We start from the raw sequence: 18,664 nt of genomic DNA on the forward strand, positions 1-18,664 counted from the left end.
CGGGACCGAAGCGCCGTAGAGGCGGCGCGGGCGGTCTCGATCGCTGAGCCGGCTCTGGCCAAGGCTCGTCTCTCCTGTCGGCGACCCGCGCGGGACGTTCTCACGGCGCGGTGCGGCCCGTAGGTATCCCCGGATCGACCGGAACACAAGCGAGACCGGCGCGTCCGGAGGCGCGGACCGGGGCTGTCGCGGCCGGCAGGTCCGCGAGGATCGCCGCCGCGAGATCGTCGTAGAACAGCATCTGCCCCGCGGCCCAGACCTCGAACTCCGCCAGCAGCGTCGGGTCGAAGGCGGTCAGGTGGCCGCCGGCGATCCGGATCCATCCCGCGGCCTCGGCCTCGCCGAGCAGGTTGCCGACATGGGCCCGCGACACGTCCAGCCGCTCGGCGAGGCTGCGCAGGCTGAGCGACACCGCCGCCGGCGCGCCGGGCACCGTGGCGGCATAGTGGGCCCCGACCAGGGCCGTGAGCAGCGGATAGCCGCAGTCCCGTCCGGCGAAATGGAGCACCCGCGGGAACGGCGCGATGAGCGTGCCGTGCCGCAGCACGTGGGCGGCCGAAAGGCGCACCAACTCCCCGAGCCGGTCGGGGCCGTCGAGCATCCCGGCGTGGCCCGGGTCGCGACGGGTCACCGCGTCCATGGCGGCGACGAACAGGCGCCCGCTCCGCGCGATCTCGGTCACCAGGGCCGGCGCCGCCTGCAGGCATTTCACGCGCCCGTCGCCCCGATCCGCCACCGCGGTGACGAAGCGCCCGGCCTTCAGGGCCGACACGAAGCCGGCCGTCTGCCTCGGGCTCGATCCCACCATCGCCTGGAGGACCGTCAGGGTGGGACGCGGGCCCCCGTGATGGCGCCACGCGTAGTCGTTGTGGATCAGCATGAACGAGACCACGTAGCGCCCGATCTGATTGAGCAGCTTGTGGCTCGGCCAAACAATCTGCGCCGGTTCGATCATGCCCTGGCAGTAACCGGCGACCGCCGGGCGGAAATCGCGCTCGGATCGAAGCAGAGTGATCCGCGCCCGGAAATGATCGTCCAACATCCGCGCCCCGACTCAGCCGGATCCCGACCGAAGGGATGCCGCGCGCCCGGCCTTCGGTCCAGGATTTCCTGCAAAGTTTGGACTCGGTGGTGAAGAACGCGCCGGGATACGACTCGCAGTGCTTGTCTCAGCGCTGCCGGAGCGAGCGGTCCGCCGGGCCTGGCCGGCGTCAGATCCGAAGGGGACCGTCCACCGTGTGCGATCTGCATCGACCCTCTCTCTCCCGGCGCGGCCTGCTGGCCGCGGCCGCGGCCGGTACCGTGATGGGGGCTTCCGCCGGGATCCGGCGGGCCGAGGCGGCCCCCGACGGCGCGCGATCGAACGCCATCACGCCCGAGGCGGCCCTCACGCGGCTGCGCGACGGCAACGGCCGCTACGTCGCCAACACGTCGACGAACCGAGACTTCTCGGCCGGTCGCGCCGCGCGGGCCGCGGCGCAGTATCCGATCGCCTGTATCGTCGGCTGCGCCGATGCCCGGGTCGCCCCGGATTTCATCTTCGACCAGGGACCGGGCGATCTGTTCGTCGTCCGCGTCGCCGGCAACTTCGTCACCACCGACGGTCTCGCCAGCCTCGAATACGGCGTGTCGGTCCTGGGCGCGCCGCTGATCCTCGTCCTCGGCCATTCCGATTGCGGGGCCGTGAAGGCGACGATCGACGTCATGAAGACCAACGCGTCGCTCCCCGGTCATCTCCCCGTGCTGATCGAGGCGATTCGCCCGGCGGTGGATCTGGCCGAAAAGGCGCGTGCGCAGGATCCCCTGGCCGAGGCCGTCGCCCAGAATGTCCGGCACAGCGTCCGGCGCCTCGAGCAGGCCGGCCCCATCATCGCGGAGGCCGTCGCCGCCGAGCGGGTGAAGGTCGTGGGCGGCTTCTACGACATCGGCACCGGCCGGGTCGTGATCCTCTGACCGCGGTGCCCGATCCGTCCCGGCCTGCGGGCCGGCGCTTTGCCGAAGCTTGCCAATGACGGTGCAGCCTCGATAAAGCCCGCCGGCACGTCGAGACCGAACCCGCGAGACCGTCATGGCCAGCTACAAGCTCCTGCTCCTCCCCGGCGACGGGATCGGCCCGGAGGTCGCCGGCGGCATGCAGGTGGTGCTCGACACCCTCAAGGAGACCGGTCTCGCGACCTTCGAGACCGAGACCGACCTCGTCGGCGGCAGCGCCCTCGACGCGCACGGCGTCCCGCTCGCGGACGCGACCCTGCAGCGCGCGAGTGACGCGGACGCCATCCTGCTCGGCGCGGTCGGCGGACCGAAATGGGCCGGTGTCGCCTACGAGAACCGCCCCGAAGCCGGCCTGCTGCGCCTGCGCAAGGAGCTGGACCTCTTCGCCAACCTGCGGCCCGCGATCTGCTACCCGGCGCTGGCCGAGGCCTCGGCGCTGAAGCGCGAACTCGTCGAGGGGCTCGACATCATGATCGTCCGGGAGCTCACCGGCGGCGTCTATTTCGGCGAGCCGAAGGAGATCACCACGCTGGAGGACGGCTCCAAGCGGGCGGTCGACACCCAGGTCTACACGACGGCTGAGATCGAGCGGATCGCCCACGTGGCCTTCGACCTCGCGGGCAAGCGCTCGGGCCGGGTCGCCTCGGCCGAGAAGCACAACGTGATGAAGTCGGGCGTTCTCTGGAAGGAGGTCGTCACCAAGGTGCACGCCGCGCACTACGCCGACCTGCAGCTCGAGCACATCCTCGCCGACAACTGCGCCATGCAGCTGGTGCGCCGGCCCAAGCAGTTCGACGTGCTGGTGACCGACAACCTGTTCGGCGACGTGCTCTCCGACATCGCCGCCATGCTCACCGGCTCGCTGGGCATGCTGCCGTCGGCCTCCCTCGGCGCGGTCGACGCGAGCGGCCTGCGCCGCGCGCTCTACGAGCCGGTCCACGGCTCGGCGCCCGACATCGCCGGCCAGGACAAGGCCAACCCGATCGCCATGATCGGCTCGCTCGCCATGTGCCTGCGCTACTCCTTCGGCCTCGGCGACGCGGCCGACGCCCTCGACGGCGCCATCACCGACGCCCTCGCGGGCGGCGCGCGCACCGCCGACATCGCCGGCGAGGGCACGAACCCGATGGGCACGCGCGCCATGGCCAGCGCGGTGGCGGACGCGCTCCGCACCCGGGTCGGCTGAGACACGTCTTCGGCGCGTCGCAGCACCGGGGTCGGTCCCCAGCCGCGTGTTTCGACGCATGGCGGTCGGGCGCGACCTTCGCTATGACGCGCCCATCGAGGATTGGGAGCGTCATGAAGGCCGGAGACGGGGCGTCTGAGCGCGCGAGCGCGGATTTCGGCTTCGAGCGCGTGGCGCTCGACGAGAAGCAGGGGCGCGTCGACAGCGTCTTCCACTCGGTCGCCCGCCGCTACGACATCATGAACGACCTGATGTCGGCGGGCCTGCACCGGGCCTGGAAGGCGCAGCTCGTCTCGATGCTGCGGCCGCCGCAGAACCGCGCCTTCGCGCATCTCGACGTCGCCGGCGGCACCGGCGACGTGGCCTTCCGGGTGCTGGCCGCGGGCGGTCCGCGCACCCGCGTCACCGTACTCGACATCAACGAGTCGATGCTGCGGGTCGGCGCCGAGCGGGCACGGGAGCGCAAGGTCGACGAGGCCGGCGACCGGATCGCCTTCGTGACCGGCAACGCCGAGGCGCTGCCGCTGCCGGACGCGTCCTTCGACGCCTACACGATCGCCTTCGGCATCCGGAACGTGCCGCGGATCGAGACGGCGCTGGCCGAGGCGCGGCGGGTGCTGAAGCCCGGCGGGCGCTTCCTCTGCCTGGAATTCTCCGCCGTCGACATCCCGCTGCTCGACCGCATCTACGACGCCTACTCGTTCAACGTGATCCCGCGCATCGGCGCCCGGGTGGCCGGGGACGCCGAGTCCTACCGCTACCTCGTGGAGTCGATCCGGAAGTTCCCGACCCGCGGCGCCTTCGCGGGCATGATCGAGCGCGCGGGCTTCCGGCACGTCACCGACCGGGCGCTCACGGGCGGGATCGTGGCGATCCATTCGGGCTGGAAGGTCTCTTGAGCGCCCCCGCGCGCGGCGGGAGCCAGCACCGGTGATCAGCGCCGCCGTCAACCTGTTCCGCGGCGCCCGGGTCGGCTTCGTGCTGGCCCGCGAGGGCGCCCTCGCCTTCGCCGATCCCTCCGAGCTGCCGCCGCACCTGCGGCTCGCCCTGCGGATCGGCCGCTCCCTCGAGCGGCCTGGCCTCGACGACGGGGCCGCCCGGCTGTCGGCGGCCATGACGCGCCTCGGCCCGTCCTACGTCAAGTTCGGCCAGTTCCTGGCGACGCGGCCCGACATCGTCGGGATGCGCGCGGCCTTCGACCTGGAGAAGCTGCAGGACCGGGTGCCGCCCTTCCCGCAGGCGGTCGCGCTCCGCACGGTCGAGGCCGCCCTCGGCAAGCCCGTGAGCGCGCTGTTCGTCTCGTTCAGCGAGCCGATCGCGGCCGCCTCGATCGCGCAGGTCCACAAGGCGATCGTGCAGGATCCCGACGGCACGCAGCGCGCCCTCGCCGTGAAGGTGATGCGGCCCGGCGTCCGCGAGCGCTTCATGCGCGACCTCGAGGTCATGCGCTTCATGGCCCGGGTGGTGCACGCCCTGTCCCCGCAGGCGGAGCGGCTGCGGCCGCGCGAGGTGGTGGAGATCCTCGCGCGCTCGGTGCTGATGGAGATGGATTTCCGCCTGGAGGCGGCGGCCGCCTCCGAACTCGCCGAGAACACCAAGGACGATCCCGACTTCCGCGTGCCGAAGCCGGAATGGGAGCTGACCGCCCGCGAGGTGCTGTCGGCCGAGTGGATCGAGGGGACCCGCCTGCACAGCGCCGCGGAGCTCGCCGCCCAAGGGCACGATCCGCAGACCATCGGGCGGACCGTCATCCAGAGCTTCCTGCGGCACGCGATCCGCGACGGCTTCTTCCACGCCGACATGCACCAGGGGAACCTGCTGGTCGACGCCGAGGGCCGTCTCGTGGCGGTCGATTTCGGCATCATGGGCCGCCTCGGCCCGAACGAGCGCCGCTTCCTCGCCGAGATCCTCCTGGGCTTCATCCTGCGCGACTATCGCCGGGTGGCGAAGGTCCACTTCGAGGCGGGCTACGTGCCGGCCCACCACTCCGTGGAGGATTTCGCGCAGGCGATCCGCGCGATCGGCGAGCCGATCCACCAGCGCCGGGCCGACGAGATCTCGATGGCCAAGGTCCTGACCCTGCTGTTCGACGTCACGGCCCTGTTCGACATGAGCACCCGCACCGAGCTGGTGATGCTCCAGAAGACCATGGTGGTGGTGGAGGGCGTCGCCCGCTCCCTCGACCCGCGTCTCGACATGTGGACCACGGCCGAGCCGGTCGTGCGCGCCTGGATCGCCCGGAACATGGGGCCGGTCGGCCGGGCGCAGAGCGGCCTGGAAGCCCTCAAGGTCGTCTCCGACGTCGTCGGTGACATTCCGGACCTCGCCATGCGGTTGAAGCGCGTGCTGGTCCGCCTCGACGAGGCCGGCACGGGCGACGCCCGCCGGCTGGAGCGCTTCGCCCGCAACGAACGCTACCGCGCGATCTGGTCGACGCTGGCCCTGTGGGGGATCGCCGTCGGCGCGCTGATGCTGGCGTTCCGGGGCCTCTGACGCGGCACCCGTCCCTGACCCGGGGCCGATACCGCCCGTCCTCCGCGGGCGCTCAGACGGGCAAGGGTCGCGGTCCGGCCGTGTCCTCGGTCGCCGGGATCAGGGCGCGCAGCTCGCGGGCGAGCTCGTTGAGGCCGGTCGAGCCCTTGGCGAGCACGCGGTCGGCCTGACCGGCCAGACGGCGGCGATCCTCGGCCGTGATGTCCTTGGCGGTGAGCACCACCACCGGCACGTCGCGGCTGTCCGGGCGGGCCCGGAGCGCCCGGAGAAACGCGAAGCCGTCCATCTCCGGCATCATCAGGTCGAGGAGGATGAGGGACGGCCGTTCGGCCTCCAGGGATTCGAGGGCGCGCAGACCGTTCTCCGCCTCGCGGACCGGGAAGCCCTCGCGCGCGAGATAGGCGCAGACGTGGTCGCGCACGTCGGCCTCGTCCTCGACCACGAGGATCGCGCCGTCGCCGGAGGCGGGCCGGAAGCGGTCGACGATCTGGCGCAGGCTGCCCCAGTCGAGCGGCTTCTGCAGGTAGTCGGTGGCGCCGAGGGAGAAGGCGAGATTCTGCTCGTCCAGAACCGTCACCATCACGATCGGCGTCGCGCCGATCTCGGGATCGGCCCGGATCGCCCGCAGCACCGCCCATCCGTCCATCTGCGGCATGGTGACGTCGAGGAGCACGGCCCGGGGATGCAGGCTGCGGGCGAGATCGAGCCCGCGCCGCCCGTCCTCGGCGACCGTCACCGCGAAGCCCTCGCGCTCCAGGAAGCGCGCCAGCAGATCGCGCGTCGCGGCGTCGTCGTCGACCACCAGGATCGTCCCCCGCTCTCCGGGATCCGAGGCGGCCGGGCCCGCGTCCTCGCCCGCGCCGGTCTCGAAGCGTGCCGGCAGCGTCAGCGTGAAGGTCGTGCCGGCCCCGTCCCGGCTCTCGACCGCGATCGCGCCGCCCAGCATCTCGGCGAAGGCCCGGGTGATCGCGAGCCCGAGCCCGGTGCCGCCGAACCGGCGCGTCGTGGAGGCGTCGGCCTGCGTGAACCGCTCGAACAGCTTGCCGAGCTGCTCCTGCGTCATGCCGATGCCGGTGTCGGTCACGGCGAAGCGCAGCGCGCCGTCGGCGCGGGTGACCGCCAGGGTGATGCGACCGTCCTCGGTGAACTTCGCCGCGTTGCTCAGGAGGTTGATCAGGCACTGGCGCAGCTTGGTGACGTCGGTGTGGGCGCTGCCCAGACCCGGCTCCAGCTCGAGCGCCAGCGTGTTGCCCTTCTTGGCGACGAGCCCCTCGACCGTCACCGCCACCTCCTGCACCACGGCGGCGACCTCGAAGTCCTCGGCGTAGATCTCGACCCGGTCGGCCTCGATCTTCGAGATGTCGAGCACGTCGTTGATCAGGCCGAGCAGGTGGCGGGCGTTGGTCTCGATCTTCTTCATGTCGGTGACGAGATCGGCCTCGCCGATATCCTCGAGCTCCTCCTGCACCATCTCGGAATAGCCGATCACCGCCGAGAGCGGGGTGCGCAACTCGTGGCTCATATTGGCCAGGAACTGGCTCTTGGCCGCGTTGGCGGCCTCGGCGGCCGCGCGCGCCGCCTCGATCGCGGCCTCGGCCTCCTTGCGCTCGGTGATGTCCGTGTGGGTCCCGACCCACTCCCGCAGGGTGCCGTCGGGTTCGAGGATCGGGACGGCCCGCACGCTCATGTGCCGGTAGGCGCCGGAGGCGGCGCGCATCCGGTGCTCGGTGGCGTAGGGTTCCAGGCTGGCGACCGCGCGGGTCCACGCGGCGCGGGTATGCGCACGGTCGTCCGGGTGAATCGCGTCGAGGAAGCCGAGCCCCGCGTAGGCGGCCTCGTCCTGGCCGGTGAAGCGCATCCAGGCGGTCTGGCGGCGGTGGAGGCTCCCTTCCGGGTTGGCGGTCCAGACGATGGCGGCGCTCGCCTCGATCAGCGAGCGGAAGCGCTCCTCGCTCCGCCGGAGCCGGGCCTCCGCGAGGTGGCGGATGGTCTCGTCGACCACCACGAGGCCGACGCCCTCGACACTCTGATCGGCCGCCGCGCTCTCCTCGCCCCGAAGCGGGTAGAAGCTCATCGAGAAGTGCCGCACGCCGCCCGGCGCCGAGGGGGTCGGCACCGCGACCGGCACGTTCGGCGAGACCAGGCCTTCCGTCAGGGCCGCGGCCAGCTTCGGCGCCAGCTCCTCCCGCAGCGTCGGAAGCATGGCCCAGATCGGCGCGCCGAGATCGGCCCCGAAGCCGCGCTCGCTCATCGTGGCGAGGGCCCGGTTCATGTGCCGGATCTTCAGGTCGCGGTCGAGGAAACCGAGCCCCACCGGCGCGTTGGCGAGCACGCCGTCGAGGAGGCGCGACATGCGCAGGGATTCCTGCCGTCGCACCAGGGCGAGGCGCGCGAGCAGCACGATCGCCCCGAGGGCCGCCGCGGCGGAGGTCAGGAAGAGCAGGAGCCCGCGCCAGCCCTCGCGCGCCTGCAGGGTGGCGAGCTGCTCAAGGGTCGCGGCCTGGCGGGCCGCCGCCTCGGCGCGGATCGCGTCCATCAGGCGCTTGCCCTCGCCGGTCCGGACGAGGTCGATGGCGGCGTCGAAGCCCTGGTTCCGCCGCGCCTCGACCACCCGGGCGGCGAAATCGCGCTTCTGCGCGATCAGCCCGGCCAGCGACGGACCGCCGGCCCGCACCGGGTCCTGCGCGGCCGCGCCGAGGCCGGTCAGCTCCGTGTCGATCTTGGTGAGGGCAGTTGTGTAGGGGCGGAGGTAATCCTCGCTGCCGACCAGCACGAAGCCGCGCTCGCCCGTCTCCAGGTCCTTGACCTCGGAGATCAGGCGCTCGATCCCGGCGATCGTCGCGTTCGCCCGGGCGGTCGCGGCCCGATCGGTCTCGCCGGTCACGTAGTTGGCCGTGCCGCTGCCCAGGGCGACGATCAGCAGGAGGAAGGCCGCCGGGGAGCCCAGGAGCCAGCCCAGCGGGCCGGCGCCGCGCCAGTTGCGCCGACGCAGCCCGAAGATCGATCCGGCACGCGACGGGGCGCTCACGTCTCCACCAGCCCGGTGCTGGCGCCCGACGCCTCGGAGTCCGGCCGGCCGTGCGGCTGGCCGAGATACTCCCGCGAGCGCATCTCGATCAGGCGCGAGACGGTCCGGTCGAACTCGAAGGCCTCGCGGCCGGTCTGGGCGGTGTAGAGGTCCTGCGCTTCCGCCGCCGCGGAGGCGACGAGCTTCACGTGCCGGTCGTAGAGCGTGTCGACCAGCGTGATGAAGCGCTTGGCCTCGTTCCGCTCCGCCTCCCCCATCACCGGGATCCCGTCCAGGATCACCGTGTGGTAGGCGCGGGCGAGCGCCATGTAGTCGGAGGCGCCGAGGGGCTGGCGGCACAGATCGTCGAAGCCGAACCGGGCTACCCCGGTCGCCTGCTCCGGAACCGCCACGGCCCGGCCGTGGACCGTGACCGTCGTCGGGAGGCCGCGGGCCTTTCCGGTCAGAGCCTTGAAGGCGGCATCGAGGGCCGCGCGCGCCGCCGCGTCGGCCGGCACATGGTAGACGGCCGCGCCGCCGAGCTTCTCGAGCCGGAAATCGGTCCGGGAATCGAGCCGGACGACGTCGACGCGCTCCTTGAGGGTCGCCACGAAGGGCAGGAACAGCGCCCGGTTGAGGCCGCCCTCGTAGAGCCGGTCCGGCTCGACGTTCGAGGTCGCGACGACGGTGACGCCGCGCCGGAACAGGTGGTTGAACAGGCGCCCCAGGATCATCGCGTCGGCGATGTCGGTGACGGTGAACTCGTCGAAGCACAGCAGGGTCGCCTCGTCGGCGAGCTGGTCGGCCACTGGGCCGATCGGATCGTCGCCCTTGACGGTGCCGGCCTTCAGCGCCTGCCGGTAGGCGTGGATGCGCTCGTGCGCGTCGGCGAGGAAGCCGTGGAAATGGACCCGTCTTTTCGGCTCCGGCGCCGCCTCGTGGAACAGGTCCATCAGCATGGTCTTCCCGCGCCCGACCGAGCCCCAGATGTATAGGCCCCTGATCGCCTCGGCCTCGTCCTTGCGCCGGAACAGCCATCCCAGGGCGCTCGTCTTGCTGGCCCGCTTGCGGCGCTGAAGGTCGAGGACCAGCCGGTCGAGGGCGCGCACCAAGTGCGCCTGGGCCGGATCGCGCTCGATGGCGCCGGTGCCGACCAGCGCCTCGTAGCGCTCGTGGACCGGGCCGGGCGAGACGGCGCCGGCGAGCGCCGCCGGCGACGGTGCGATGGACTTGCCGGATCTGTCGTTCACGCCGCCGGTTCCTCGCTGCTGATCGCGGCACCGGTTCGGCACCCCCTTGCGCCCGCGTCGGCGGTCAACGACCCGGGGCCCGTTCCAGTGCCGCGCAAGCTCGGCCTGAATCAAGCCCGCGGCCGAACAGCCGCAGGGAAGCGTCCCATCGAAGCGTCCCGTCGGCCCGCGCATGGCAGGCACGCGGACGGCCGGCCCCGCACTCTGCTGCATTGCACAATGGATACGGGGATGCGACACCCCGGCGGTCTTCTGGGAGGAGCGTCCGGACCACTTCGCGCGACAGCGCGCACGAACCGGAGCTTCATCATGGCGGTACAAGCCCTCGATGGGCCGGCCCACACCATCCGGCGTCTCTGGCCGGCGGATCGCGCGGCGGTCCTCGACTACTTCCTGCGGCTTGATCCGGAGACCCGGGCGAGCCGCTTCATGGGTAATGTCAGCGAGGCCGGAGTCCGGGCCTATGCCGCGCAGGCATTGACCGCGGAGGGCGTGATGTACGGCGCCTTCGTGGGCGGCGTGCTGCGCGGTCTCGGTGAACTCCGGCCCATGGGCCCGGGCGCGTCCCGCTACGCCCTGGGGCCGCACGCGGAGGCGGCCTTCGCGGTCGAGCAGACCTTCCGCCGGCAGGGGATCGGCGCCGCCCTCTTCGCCCGGATCGCCCGCTCGGCGCGGCATCGCGGCGTCCAGGACCTCCACGTCCGCTGCCTGTCGGGCAACGGGCCGATGCTGCGACTCGCGGCCAAGCACGGGGCGGCCCTCCAGCACGAGGGTCGCGAGATCGAGGGCGCCCTGCACCTCGCGCGTCCGACGCCGTTCTCGCTCTGGTACGAGGGGATCGCGGAGGCGTTCGACTTCACCCTGGCGGCGAGCTTTCCGGAGCGGATGCAGGCCGGGCGCTGAGGCCGGGCGTCGCGGCCGGGCGAGGAGGCCGGTCGCCGGTGCCGGGCCCGCGGCGGCCGGCCCCTCAGCCGGCGGGGTCGCCGACGAGGGCGAAGGTCAGGAGGTCCACGGACGTCGCCCCGCCGCGCAGGAGCGCCCGTGCGGCCGCGTTGCCGGTGGCGCCGGTGGTCATGACGTCGTCGACGAGGAGAACCCGGCGTCCGCGGATGCGGTGCTGTTCGGCGGCCGTCACCCGGAAGGCACCGCTCAGGTTCTCGGCCCGCGCCGCGCGGCTCAGGCCGACCTGGGATCGCGTGGCGCGCACGCGCACCAGGGCGGTGGCGACGCACGGCCGTCCCGCCGAAGCGGCGATCGCCCGCGCGAGCAGGGCCGACTGGTTGAAGCGCCGCCGCCACAGGCGACCGCGATGGAGCGGCACCGGAACGAGGCACTCGGCCTCGGCGATCAGGGTCCGGCCGCTCGCGGCCATCATCCGCGCCATGACGCCGGCGAGATCGAGCCGGTCCTCGTATTTCAGGCGATGGACGATCCGTCGCGCCACGGCATCGTAGAGGGCGACCGCCCGGGCGCGGCCGAAGACCGGCGGTTCCGCGATCGCCCGGGGCGACACCAGCGGGCCGACCCCGAGATCGAGCGCGAAGGGCGTGCCGTAGCGCTGGCAGACCGGTTCCTCGATCAGGCGCAGGCTCGACCAGCACGACGGGCAGAAGGCGCCCGGATCGGCGGTGGCGCCGCCGCAGCCCGCGCAGGTGGGCGGGTAGACCAGAGAGACGACCCCGCGCGGCAGACCGCGCAGGGCCGTGGCGACGGCCTGGAGGGCCGTCATGCGCGCAACGCGCGACCGGAGTTCCCGCCTACTGGGCCGAGACGGGCCGCGCCTGCGGCGCCATCTGCTGCTGCTCGACCTGACGGTCGCGCGCGTTGGCGCGGTGGCGGCCGATGGCGCAGCCGGCCGCGGCGCCGACGAGGCCGTGATGGCCGGCGTAGTGACCCGCGATGCCGCCGACAATGGCGCCCTTGATGCAGCCCTTCGCCTCGGCGCCGCCCGCGGCGGCCAGGGTGGTGAGGGCCACGGCGGCCCCGACGAGCATGCGCTTCATGATGTGTGCTCCCTGAGGAATCTCGGCCGTTGGGCCGGTTGCAGCAGGAACAGCGACGCTCCCGAGTCGTTCCAGCATCCTAGCGCAGCTCACGAGACCGTGCGCGGCGACGGTGGCGCGACGCGACCGCAGATGCCATCTGCCCCCCGATGGATGCTCCCGCCGCCCTGTTCGACACGCGCCTCGCCCGCCGCCGCCTCGCCCGTGCCGGGCGCCTCGGCTACCCGGGCTTCCTCCTCGACCGCCTCGCCGAGGATCTCGACGACCGGCTCGGCGCCGTCCTGCGCAGCTTCGTCTCTGTTCTCGACCTCGCCACGCCGCGTCCCGTGGCGACCCGGCTGCTCGCCGCCCGCTATCCGGCGGCGCGGCATGTCCGCCTCGCGGCCCTGCCAGAGCCGGGCGGCGACCTGATCGTCGGAGATCCCGAAGCGCTGCCGCTGGCGACCGGGAGCCTGGACCTCGCCGTGTCGCTGCTGGCCCTCCACGCCGTGAACGACCTCCCCGGCACGCTGATCCAGCTGCGCCGCGCCCTCCGTCCGGATGGGCTGTTCGTCGGCTGCCTGCTCGGCGGCGCGACGCTGACGGAGCTGCGCCAGAGCTTCGCCCAGGCCGAGAGCGAGGTCGAGGGTGGGGTCAGCCCCCGCGTGGCGCCCTTCGCGGCGGTGCGCGAGGCCGGCGGCCTGCTGCAGCGGGCGGGCTTCGCGCTGCCGGTGGCCGATACCGACACGCTGACGGTCCGCTACGCCGACCCGTTCGGCCTGATGCGCGACCTGCGGGCCATGGGCATGACCAACGTGCTCACCGAGCGGCGGCGGACTCCGCTGCGGCGGGCGACGTTGCTGCGCATGGCCGAGATCTACGCCGAGCGGTTCTCGGACCCGGACGGTCGCGTGCGGGCGACCTTCGAGGTGCTGTGGCTCTCGGGCTGGGTGCCGCACGAGACCCAGCAGAAGCCCCTGCGGCCCGGGACCGCGAAGACGCGCCTCGCCGACGCGCTCGGGACCGTCGAGTTGAAGCCCGAGGGAGGGAACACGCCATGAAGCTGCCCGGACCGGACCACCCGATCACCGTCGAGCCCGAGTCCCGCCGCGTCCGCGTCGTCGTGGCGGGCGCCGCGGTCGCCGAGACCCGGAACGCCCTGCGGCTGCAGGAGGCTCGGTACCCACCGGTCTTCTACGTGCCGCGAAGCGACATCCGCGCCGATTGTTTCGTCGCCTCGGCGCGGACGAGCCACTGCCCGTACAAGGGCGACGCCCACTATTTCGACCTCGTCGTCGACGGCGATCGGCGCCCCGACGCGGTCTGGAGCTACGGCGACCCGTACCCGGCCGTCGCGGCAATCCGCGACCACGTGGCTTTCTACCCGGACCGGGTCGACGCCATCGTGCTGGAGGACTGAGCCGGCCGCGCATCCGGTTCAGTCGCGCACGAGGCTCCAGAACCCGTGCTTGCGGCCGTGCGCCCGCCGCAGAGCAGCGCGGTAGGCCTGCGGATCCGGATCGACGTCGCCGGTCGCGAGGCGCCCCGCCAGGGCGTCGAGCTCCGCGAGGTAGCGCGCGCCGTGCGGGTAGGCGGCGCTGCGGCCGGTCTCGAGGATCGAGTTGAGGAGCCGGCGATACAGGATCGTCGCGGCCCGGGGGTGATCCTGCGCCAGCGCCTCGGCGACCGGCGCCAGCACCGCGTACTGGTCGCCCTGCCAGGTCTCAGGCCGCGCGACGACCAGCGCGGCCGCACGGCGCAGATCCGGCCAGGCCGCCAGGAAGGCGAGCGCCCGGTGCGGCTGCGGGAAGGCCTCGGCGTGGTCGAGGGCGCGCCGTAGCGCCTCCTCGTCCTCGAAATCCGGAAGCTTGGCGAGGAAGGTGCGCAGCATCGCCGCGTCGAGTTCGCGCTCGAACCGCCCCCAGCGCAGGGCCTGCGCCTCATCGCCCCGGCCGAGCGCGTCGAGGATCTCGATCTCCAGCGCCTGCCGTTCCCGCTCGGGTCCGCGCAGGTCGAAGCCGGCGATCAGGTCGGCCCGGGTGGCGATGCGCAGACCCGGATCCTGCATGCGTCGGATCCAGTCCAGCGCCTCGGCGGCGCGCCCCGCGCCGAGGAGCCGCCGGGCAATCGCGACGCGGTTCTCCCGCCCCGGCAAGGTCGCCCGCTCCAGGGCGATGAAGGTGTCGGTGTCGCCGCGCCGGTCGGCGACGGCCTGGCGCAGGCGCAGGATCTGGATCCGGGCCGCCTGCCGGTGGTGGGTCGCGTCGCGGCGGGGATCCCCGCCCTGCGGCAGGGCCGCCTCGGCGGCGGCGAGCCGGTCGTCGATCTCCGCGAGGGATGGCTCGGGCAGCGCCGGGATCATCTCGCCGAGGACGGTTCCGAGTGGGCCGAACGGATCCGCCGCGAACGGCTCGACGAGGCGCGCCGCTACCCGGGCAGCGTCCTCCGGCGGCAGGGCGCCGGCGATCTCCACGAACGCCGCGGCGGCGCGGTCGAACACGCCCTGCACGGCGCCGGTGCTGTCGTCGACGCGGTTCAGGACCGCGTCGGCGCCGTCGAGGAAGCGGCGGAGCCGGTCGAGCGCGGCCCCCGGATCGAGGGGCCGCAGCTCGTTGAGGATCACCGTCACGGTGGTGTTGAGGTCGGCCGCGAAGGTCCGGCGCTTCTGCCAGTCGATGTAGCCCTGGGCGCCCTCGAGGGCCGTCAGCCGCCGGTCGACGATCGCCGCGACGGCCTCGGGGCCCTGGAGCGAGGCGAGCGCGGCGCTCACCAGCTTCTTGAAGGCCGGGTTGCGCCCGGTCTCGCCGAGGATCAGCGCGATCAGCCGGTCCGGGCCGAGCGACGCCAGCGTCTCCGGCGACGGGGTCGTGCGGCGTGCGCCCTTCGGCAGGGCGGGCGCCCTGCGACCGGTCGGCGCCGCGGCCGGGGTTACGCGCCGCGCACGCGCCACGAGATTTCCCGCCGTTGCGGACGATCGCGCATGTCCGTCCCGTCCGCCGCGGCTACTCCACGACCCGGGCGCGGGGCCGGTCGCTGCCCTGCGCCGTCTCGTCGTGCCAGCCGCCGGCCTGATCCTGGTAGCGGATCCCCTCGGTCGACCCGGGGACCTGCTGCTCCGCCGCCGCGGCCTGCGCCGCCTGCAGCGCCTCCTCGCGGCTCGGGAACGTCTCGGAGAACACGTCGCCGACCTTATAGGCGAATCCGCCGTCGTGCTCGACGATGCGATAGGTAACCTCGGACATCACGCCTCCTGTACGCGCCCTCATCGTTGACCGCGAACCCGCCGGACGCGCCGGGGTTCCAGGCGACGGGGACTCGGCCTCCGATCCGCCGGAAAGTGGCCCTAACCCGGCACGGTCCCGGCACGCAGACGACGACGATGCAGCTTCGCCCGATCCTCGCCCTCGCCCTTCTCCTGGTCGCCCGACCCGCGAGCGCCGAGGAGGGCTTCCTCGACAAGCTGTTCGGCGGCTCCGGGCGCGGGGCGCCGCCCAACCCCTTCGCGTCGAACTATCCCTCGGCGCCGCCGACCGCGGAGGAGGCGCGCGCCGCCCGGGAGCGGCGCTCGGTCCGCGGCGAGCGCGGTTCGCCGGCCGGTCCCCTGCCCCCGGGGCGCATCCCGGAGGAGTGAGGCGCCTCAGGCGTCCCCGACGACGCCGGCCTCGTCCTGCGCCTGCAGCACGTCCGGGCGCGGCATCGAGATGATGTTGTAGCCGGCATCGACGAAGTGGACCTCGCCGGTGACGCCGCCCGAGAGCGGCGACAGCAGGTAGAGTGCCGAACCGCCGACATCCTCCAGGCTGACCGTGCGGCGCAGCGGTGCGTGTGCCCGCTGGTGGTTGAACATCAGCCGCGCGTCGGCGATCCCGGCGCCCGCCAGCGTCCGCATCGGGCCGGCGGAGAGCGCGTTCACCCGGATCCCGTCCGGGCCCAGGTCGCTCGCCAGGTAGCGCACCGAGGCCTCGAGCGCCGCCTTGGCGACGCCCATGACGTTGTAGTTCGGCATGACCCGGGTCGCGCCGCCGTAGGTCAGGGTCAGCAGCGAGCCGCCCTGGTGCATCCGCTTGGCCGCGCGCTGCGCGATCTCGGTGAACGAGAAGCACGAGATCGTCATCGTGCGCACGAAATTCTCGCGCGTCGTCACGTCGACGTAGCGGCCCTTGAGCTGCGCCTTGTCGGAGAAGCCGATGGCGTGGACCACGAAGTCGAGGCCGCCATCGAATCGGGCGTCCAGGGCCTCGAAGGTCGCGTCGACCGAGGCCAGATCCTCGACGTCGCAGGGCAGGACGATGTCCGAATCGAGCTTGGCGGCGAGGGGCGCCACCCGGCGGCCCAGGGCCTCGCCCTGGTACGTGAAGGCCAGTCGCGCGCCCTGGGCGTGCAGCGCCTTGGCGATCCCCCAGGCGATCGAGTGATCGTTCGCGACGCCCATGATCAGGCCGCGCTTGCCCGCCATCAAACCCGTCATGCCGACTCACATCCTGACCGAGCACGCCGGACCCGCGAAGCGGGCCCGGACCGGGGTCGCGACGAGCGAACCGCGGCAGGCTGCCTTAACGCGGCTCGCGCCGCGTTCCAAACGCAGCGGTGTCCTGCAACGGGCAAAAAAAAGCCCCGCCGGCGGGCGGGGCGATGGTGGCGCGGCGGCCGGGCTCAGAAATGCCCGTCCGTGTGGGAATCCGCTTCTTCCAGCGCGGCCTGCTTCGCGTAGATCGCCGCGACACCGGCGATCATGAGGCCACCCAATGTTCCGAAGATGAAAGTCCCCATCGCCACCACCAGATCTCAACAGCGGGTAAACGCCGGCCTGTGGCCGGCGGTTCCGCGCCGGGCGATCAGGCGTCGACGTGCTTCAGGACCAGGGTGGCGTTGGTGCCGCCGAAGCCGAAGGAATTGGTCAGCACGTGGCCGAGCTGCGCGTCGTCCCGGCGCTGTTGCAGGATCGGCATGTCGGCGAAGGCCGGGTCGAGCGTGTCGATGTGCGCGCTCTCGCAGATGAAGCCGTTGTTCATCATCAGCAGGCTGTAGATCGCCTCCTGCACGCCGGTGGCGCCCAGGGAATGGCCGGTCAGCGACTTGGTGGCCGAGATCGGCGGGCAATCCTCGCCGCGGCCGAACACCTCGCGGATCGCCTCGATCTCCTTGTCGTCGCCGACCGGCGTCGAGGTGGCGTGCGGGTTGATGTAGTCGATCCGCGCGCCCTTCAGCCCGTCCAGCGCCTGGCGCATGCAGCGCACGGCGCCCTCGCCCGACGGCGCGACCATGTCGTGGCCGTCCGAGGTGGCGCCGTAGCCCGCAACCTCGCCGTAGATCCGGGCGCCGCGCGCCTTGGCGTGCTCCAGCTCCTCGAGGACCAGCACGCCGGCGCCGCCCGCGATGACGAAACCGTCGCGGTTGGCGTCGTAGGCGCGGGAGGCACGGGACGGCGTGTCGTTGTACTTCGACGACATGGCGCCCATGGCGTCGAACAGCACCGAGAGCGTCCAGTCGAGATCCTCGCAGCCGCCCGCGAAGATGATGTCCTGCCGGCCGCCCTGGATGATCTCGGCGGCGTTGCCGATGCAGTGATTCGAGGTCGCGCAGGCGGAGGAAATCGAGTAGTTCACGCCGCGGATCTTGAACCACGTCGCGAGCGTTGCCGAGGCGGTCGACGACATCGCCTTCGGCACGGCGAACGGGCCGATGCGCTTGGGACCCTTGTCCCGCGCGATGCCGGCGGCCTCCACGATCACGCGGGTCGAGGGACCGCCCGAGCCCATGATGATGCCGGTGCGCTCGTTCGAGATGTCGCCCTGATCCAGGCCGGCATCCTGGATCGCCTGATCCATGGCGACGTGGTTCCAGGCGGTCCCGCCGCCGTGGAAGCGCATCGCGCGCCGGTCCACCACGCCCTCGGGATCGAGGGTGGGCGCGCCGGAGACCTGGCTGCGGAAGCCGTGCTCGGCGTAGCTGGCGTCGCGCGCGATGCCCGAGCGGGCCTCGCGCAGGGAGGCGAGCACCTCCTGCGTGTTGTTGCCGATGGACGAGACGATGCCCATCCCGGTGATGACGACACGGCGCATGATGGTGACACTACCTCCGTCGCGGTCCCGGTCGCCCGGGCCGCGTCACGGTCAGCTAAGGTGACGCGGACACAATCACAACCGCCGAGACCGTCCGGCGTTGCGGCCAAGCCGCGAACTGGACGCGCGGCGGCTGCGGCTCAGCTCTGGAACAGGCCGACCCGCATGTCCTGGACCTGATAGACGCGCTCGCCGTCGGCCTCGAGCCAGCCGTCGCCGATGCCGAGCACGAGCTTGCCCTGACGGACCCGCTTCACGTCGACATTGTAGACGACCTTCTTGATCGTCGGCAGCACCTGGCCCGCGAGCTTCACCTCGCCCACGCCCAGGGCGCGGCCGCGACCCGGCGAGCCGAGCCAGCCGAGATGGAAGCCCAGCATCTGCCACAGGGCGTCGAGGCCGAGGCAGCCCGGCATCACCGGGTCGCCCTGGAAATGGCAGGGGAAGAACCAGAGGTCCGGCCGGATATCGAGCTCGGCCGTCACGTGCCCCTTGCCGTGGGCGCCGCCCTCGGTCCCGATGGACGTGATCCGGTCGAACATCAGCATCGGCGGCAGCGGCAACTGCGCGTTGCCGGATCCGAAGAGTTCGCCGCGCCCGCAGGCCAGAAGATCCTCGTAGGAATAGTGCGACCGGCGGTTCGCACCCTGCGCTTGTGTCTCGGCGTCTGGCGGCATTGCGTTGGCTGTTTC

The 18,664-nt window shown here is 72.5% G+C and carries 18 protein-coding genes; 8 read left to right on the forward strand and 10 right to left on the reverse strand.

Features of this window, described 5'->3' with window-relative positions; translation table 11 throughout:
• Positions 1 to 100: 100 nt before the first annotated feature.
• Positions 101 to 1,042: a hypothetical protein gene (locus C4T42_RS04215; protein ID WP_020092135.1), complete on the reverse strand. Its 942-nt coding sequence runs from the start codon at positions 1,040 to 1,042 to the stop codon at positions 101 to 103.
• Between the two features lie 194 nt (positions 1,043 to 1,236).
• On the opposite strand from C4T42_RS04215, the gene C4T42_RS04220 reads away from it, so the two are divergent.
• From C4T42_RS04220 to ubiB, 4 genes are all read left to right on the forward strand, one after another.
• The gene (locus C4T42_RS04220) at positions 1,237 to 1,953 is read left to right on the forward strand and encodes a carbonic anhydrase (RefSeq protein WP_020092134.1); all 717 of its coding nucleotides are present in this window, start codon (positions 1,237 to 1,239) and stop codon (positions 1,951 to 1,953) included.
• Positions 1,954 to 2,068: 115 nt separating this feature from the next.
• Complete coding sequence (gene leuB / locus C4T42_RS04225; RefSeq protein ID WP_020092133.1) at positions 2,069 to 3,178, forward strand: 3-isopropylmalate dehydrogenase; 1,110 nt, start codon at positions 2,069 to 2,071, stop codon at positions 3,176 to 3,178.
• Positions 3,179 to 3,291: 113 nt separating this feature from the next.
• Positions 3,292 to 4,077, forward strand: coding sequence for a bifunctional demethylmenaquinone methyltransferase/2-methoxy-6-polyprenyl-1,4-benzoquinol methylase UbiE (ubiE, locus tag C4T42_RS04230; protein ID WP_020092132.1), 786 nt, complete (start codon positions 3,292 to 3,294; stop codon positions 4,075 to 4,077).
• A 31-nt stretch (positions 4,078 to 4,108) separates the two neighbouring features.
• Positions 4,109 to 5,671 carry a 2-polyprenylphenol 6-hydroxylase gene (gene ubiB, locus C4T42_RS04235; RefSeq protein WP_012319624.1) on the forward strand — a complete coding sequence of 521 codons (1,563 nt, stop codon included), beginning with the start codon at positions 4,109 to 4,111 and terminating at the stop codon, positions 5,669 to 5,671.
• Between the two features lie 52 nt (positions 5,672 to 5,723).
• On the opposite strand, the gene C4T42_RS04240 is transcribed toward ubiB, so the two are convergent.
• Positions 5,724 to 8,699: a response regulator gene (locus C4T42_RS04240; RefSeq protein WP_181049144.1), complete on the reverse strand. Its 2,976-nt coding sequence runs from the start codon at positions 8,697 to 8,699 to the stop codon at positions 5,724 to 5,726.
• Positions 8,696 to 9,928 (reverse strand): cell division protein ZapE, encoded by a 1,233-nt coding sequence (gene zapE, locus C4T42_RS04245; protein ID WP_024829764.1) that lies wholly within the window; start codon positions 9,926 to 9,928, stop codon positions 8,696 to 8,698. Before zapE ends, C4T42_RS04240 begins: the two co-directional genes overlap by 4 nt.
• Before the next feature lie 309 nt (positions 9,929 to 10,237).
• On the opposite strand from zapE, the gene C4T42_RS04250 reads away from it, so the two are divergent.
• Positions 10,238 to 10,831 (forward strand): GNAT family N-acetyltransferase, encoded by a 594-nt coding sequence (locus C4T42_RS04250; RefSeq protein WP_012319627.1) that lies wholly within the window; start codon positions 10,238 to 10,240, stop codon positions 10,829 to 10,831.
• Positions 10,832 to 10,895: 64 nt separating this feature from the next.
• Here the strand turns inward: C4T42_RS04250 and C4T42_RS04255 are convergent, their stop codons facing one another.
• Entirely contained in the window at positions 10,896 to 11,657 is a 762-nt protein-coding gene (locus tag C4T42_RS04255) for a ComF family protein (RefSeq protein ID WP_053622116.1), read from the reverse strand.
• Between the two features lie 28 nt (positions 11,658 to 11,685).
• Positions 11,686 to 11,931 (reverse strand): hypothetical protein, encoded by a 246-nt coding sequence (locus C4T42_RS04260; RefSeq protein ID WP_012319629.1) that lies wholly within the window; start codon positions 11,929 to 11,931, stop codon positions 11,686 to 11,688.
• Between the two features lie 149 nt (positions 11,932 to 12,080).
• Here C4T42_RS04260 and C4T42_RS04265 point away from each other — a divergent pair, with 149 nt between their 5' ends.
• Positions 12,081 to 12,971, forward strand: a complete 891-nt coding sequence (locus C4T42_RS04265; RefSeq protein WP_020092125.1) for a methyltransferase domain-containing protein — start codon at positions 12,081 to 12,083, stop codon at positions 12,969 to 12,971.
• On the forward strand, positions 12,968 to 13,330 hold the full coding sequence (locus C4T42_RS04270) for a DUF427 domain-containing protein (protein ID WP_020092124.1): 363 nt from the start codon (positions 12,968 to 12,970) through the stop codon (positions 13,328 to 13,330). The genes C4T42_RS04265 and C4T42_RS04270 overlap by 4 nt, the downstream gene beginning before the upstream one ends.
• 18 nt (positions 13,331 to 13,348) lie before the next feature.
• On the opposite strand, the gene C4T42_RS04275 is transcribed toward C4T42_RS04270, so the two are convergent.
• Together C4T42_RS04275 and C4T42_RS04280 are read right to left on the reverse strand one after the other, a co-directional pair.
• Positions 13,349 to 14,860 carry a DUF6880 family protein gene (locus C4T42_RS04275; protein WP_020092123.1) on the reverse strand — a complete coding sequence of 504 codons (1,512 nt, stop codon included), beginning with the start codon at positions 14,858 to 14,860 and terminating at the stop codon, positions 13,349 to 13,351.
• Positions 14,861 to 14,912: 52 nt separating this feature from the next.
• Complete coding sequence (locus C4T42_RS04280) at positions 14,913 to 15,152, reverse strand: hypothetical protein (protein WP_020092122.1); 240 nt, start codon at positions 15,150 to 15,152, stop codon at positions 14,913 to 14,915.
• 137 nt (positions 15,153 to 15,289) lie between these two features.
• On the opposite strand from C4T42_RS04280, the gene C4T42_RS04285 reads away from it, so the two are divergent.
• Positions 15,290 to 15,541: a hypothetical protein gene (locus C4T42_RS04285; protein ID WP_042672450.1), complete on the forward strand. Its 252-nt coding sequence runs from the start codon at positions 15,290 to 15,292 to the stop codon at positions 15,539 to 15,541.
• Between the two features lie 6 nt (positions 15,542 to 15,547).
• On the opposite strand, the gene fabI is transcribed toward C4T42_RS04285, so the two are convergent.
• The 3 genes from fabI to fabA form a co-directional block, all read right to left on the reverse strand.
• The gene (gene fabI, locus C4T42_RS04290; protein ID WP_026604772.1) at positions 15,548 to 16,378 is read right to left on the reverse strand and encodes an enoyl-ACP reductase FabI; all 831 of its coding nucleotides are present in this window, start codon (positions 16,376 to 16,378) and stop codon (positions 15,548 to 15,550) included.
• A gap of 367 nt (positions 16,379 to 16,745) precedes the next feature.
• Positions 16,746 to 17,972 carry a beta-ketoacyl-ACP synthase I gene (gene fabB / locus C4T42_RS04300; RefSeq protein WP_020092119.1) on the reverse strand — a complete coding sequence of 409 codons (1,227 nt, stop codon included), beginning with the start codon at positions 17,970 to 17,972 and terminating at the stop codon, positions 16,746 to 16,748.
• Positions 17,973 to 18,112: 140 nt separating this feature from the next.
• Positions 18,113 to 18,649: a 3-hydroxyacyl-[acyl-carrier-protein] dehydratase FabA gene (fabA, locus tag C4T42_RS04305; RefSeq protein WP_020092118.1), complete on the reverse strand. Its 537-nt coding sequence runs from the start codon at positions 18,647 to 18,649 to the stop codon at positions 18,113 to 18,115.
• Positions 18,650 to 18,664: the final 15 nt, after the last annotated feature.

Origin of the sequence: Methylobacterium sp. 190mf (assembly GCF_900107945.1) — a bacterium.
Lineage (GTDB): Bacteria > Pseudomonadota > Alphaproteobacteria > Rhizobiales > Beijerinckiaceae > Methylobacterium.

What these genes read in the sequence shown, in the direction of transcription:
- C4T42_RS04215 (WP_020092135.1), bottom strand. Translation starts at nt 1,042, where the DNA reads ATGTTGGACGATCATTTCCGGGCGCGGATCACTCTGCTTCGATCCGAG.
- leuB (WP_020092133.1), top strand. Translation starts at nt 2,069, where the DNA reads ATGGCCAGCTACAAGCTCCTGCTCCTCCCCGGCGACGGGATCGGCCCG.
- ubiE (WP_020092132.1), top strand. Translation starts at nt 3,292, where the DNA reads ATGAAGGCCGGAGACGGGGCGTCTGAGCGCGCGAGCGCGGATTTCGGC.
- C4T42_RS04250 (WP_012319627.1), top strand. Translation starts at nt 10,238, where the DNA reads ATGGCGGTACAAGCCCTCGATGGGCCGGCCCACACCATCCGGCGTCTC.
- C4T42_RS04255 (WP_053622116.1), bottom strand. Translation starts at nt 11,657, where the DNA reads ATGACGGCCCTCCAGGCCGTCGCCACGGCCCTGCGCGGTCTGCCGCGC.
- C4T42_RS04260 (WP_012319629.1), bottom strand. Translation starts at nt 11,931, where the DNA reads ATGAAGCGCATGCTCGTCGGGGCCGCCGTGGCCCTCACCACCCTGGCC.
- C4T42_RS04265 (WP_020092125.1), top strand. Translation starts at nt 12,081, where the DNA reads ATGGATGCTCCCGCCGCCCTGTTCGACACGCGCCTCGCCCGCCGCCGC.
- C4T42_RS04270 (WP_020092124.1), top strand. Translation starts at nt 12,968, where the DNA reads ATGAAGCTGCCCGGACCGGACCACCCGATCACCGTCGAGCCCGAGTCC.
- C4T42_RS04280 (WP_020092122.1), bottom strand. Translation starts at nt 15,152, where the DNA reads ATGTCCGAGGTTACCTATCGCATCGTCGAGCACGACGGCGGATTCGCC.
- C4T42_RS04285 (WP_042672450.1), top strand. Translation starts at nt 15,290, where the DNA reads ATGCAGCTTCGCCCGATCCTCGCCCTCGCCCTTCTCCTGGTCGCCCGA.
- fabI (WP_026604772.1), bottom strand. Translation starts at nt 16,378, where the DNA reads ATGACGGGTTTGATGGCGGGCAAGCGCGGCCTGATCATGGGCGTCGCG.
- fabB (WP_020092119.1), bottom strand. Translation starts at nt 17,972, where the DNA reads ATGCGCCGTGTCGTCATCACCGGGATGGGCATCGTCTCGTCCATCGGC.
- fabA (WP_020092118.1), bottom strand. Translation starts at nt 18,649, where the DNA reads ATGCCGCCAGACGCCGAGACACAAGCGCAGGGTGCGAACCGCCGGTCG.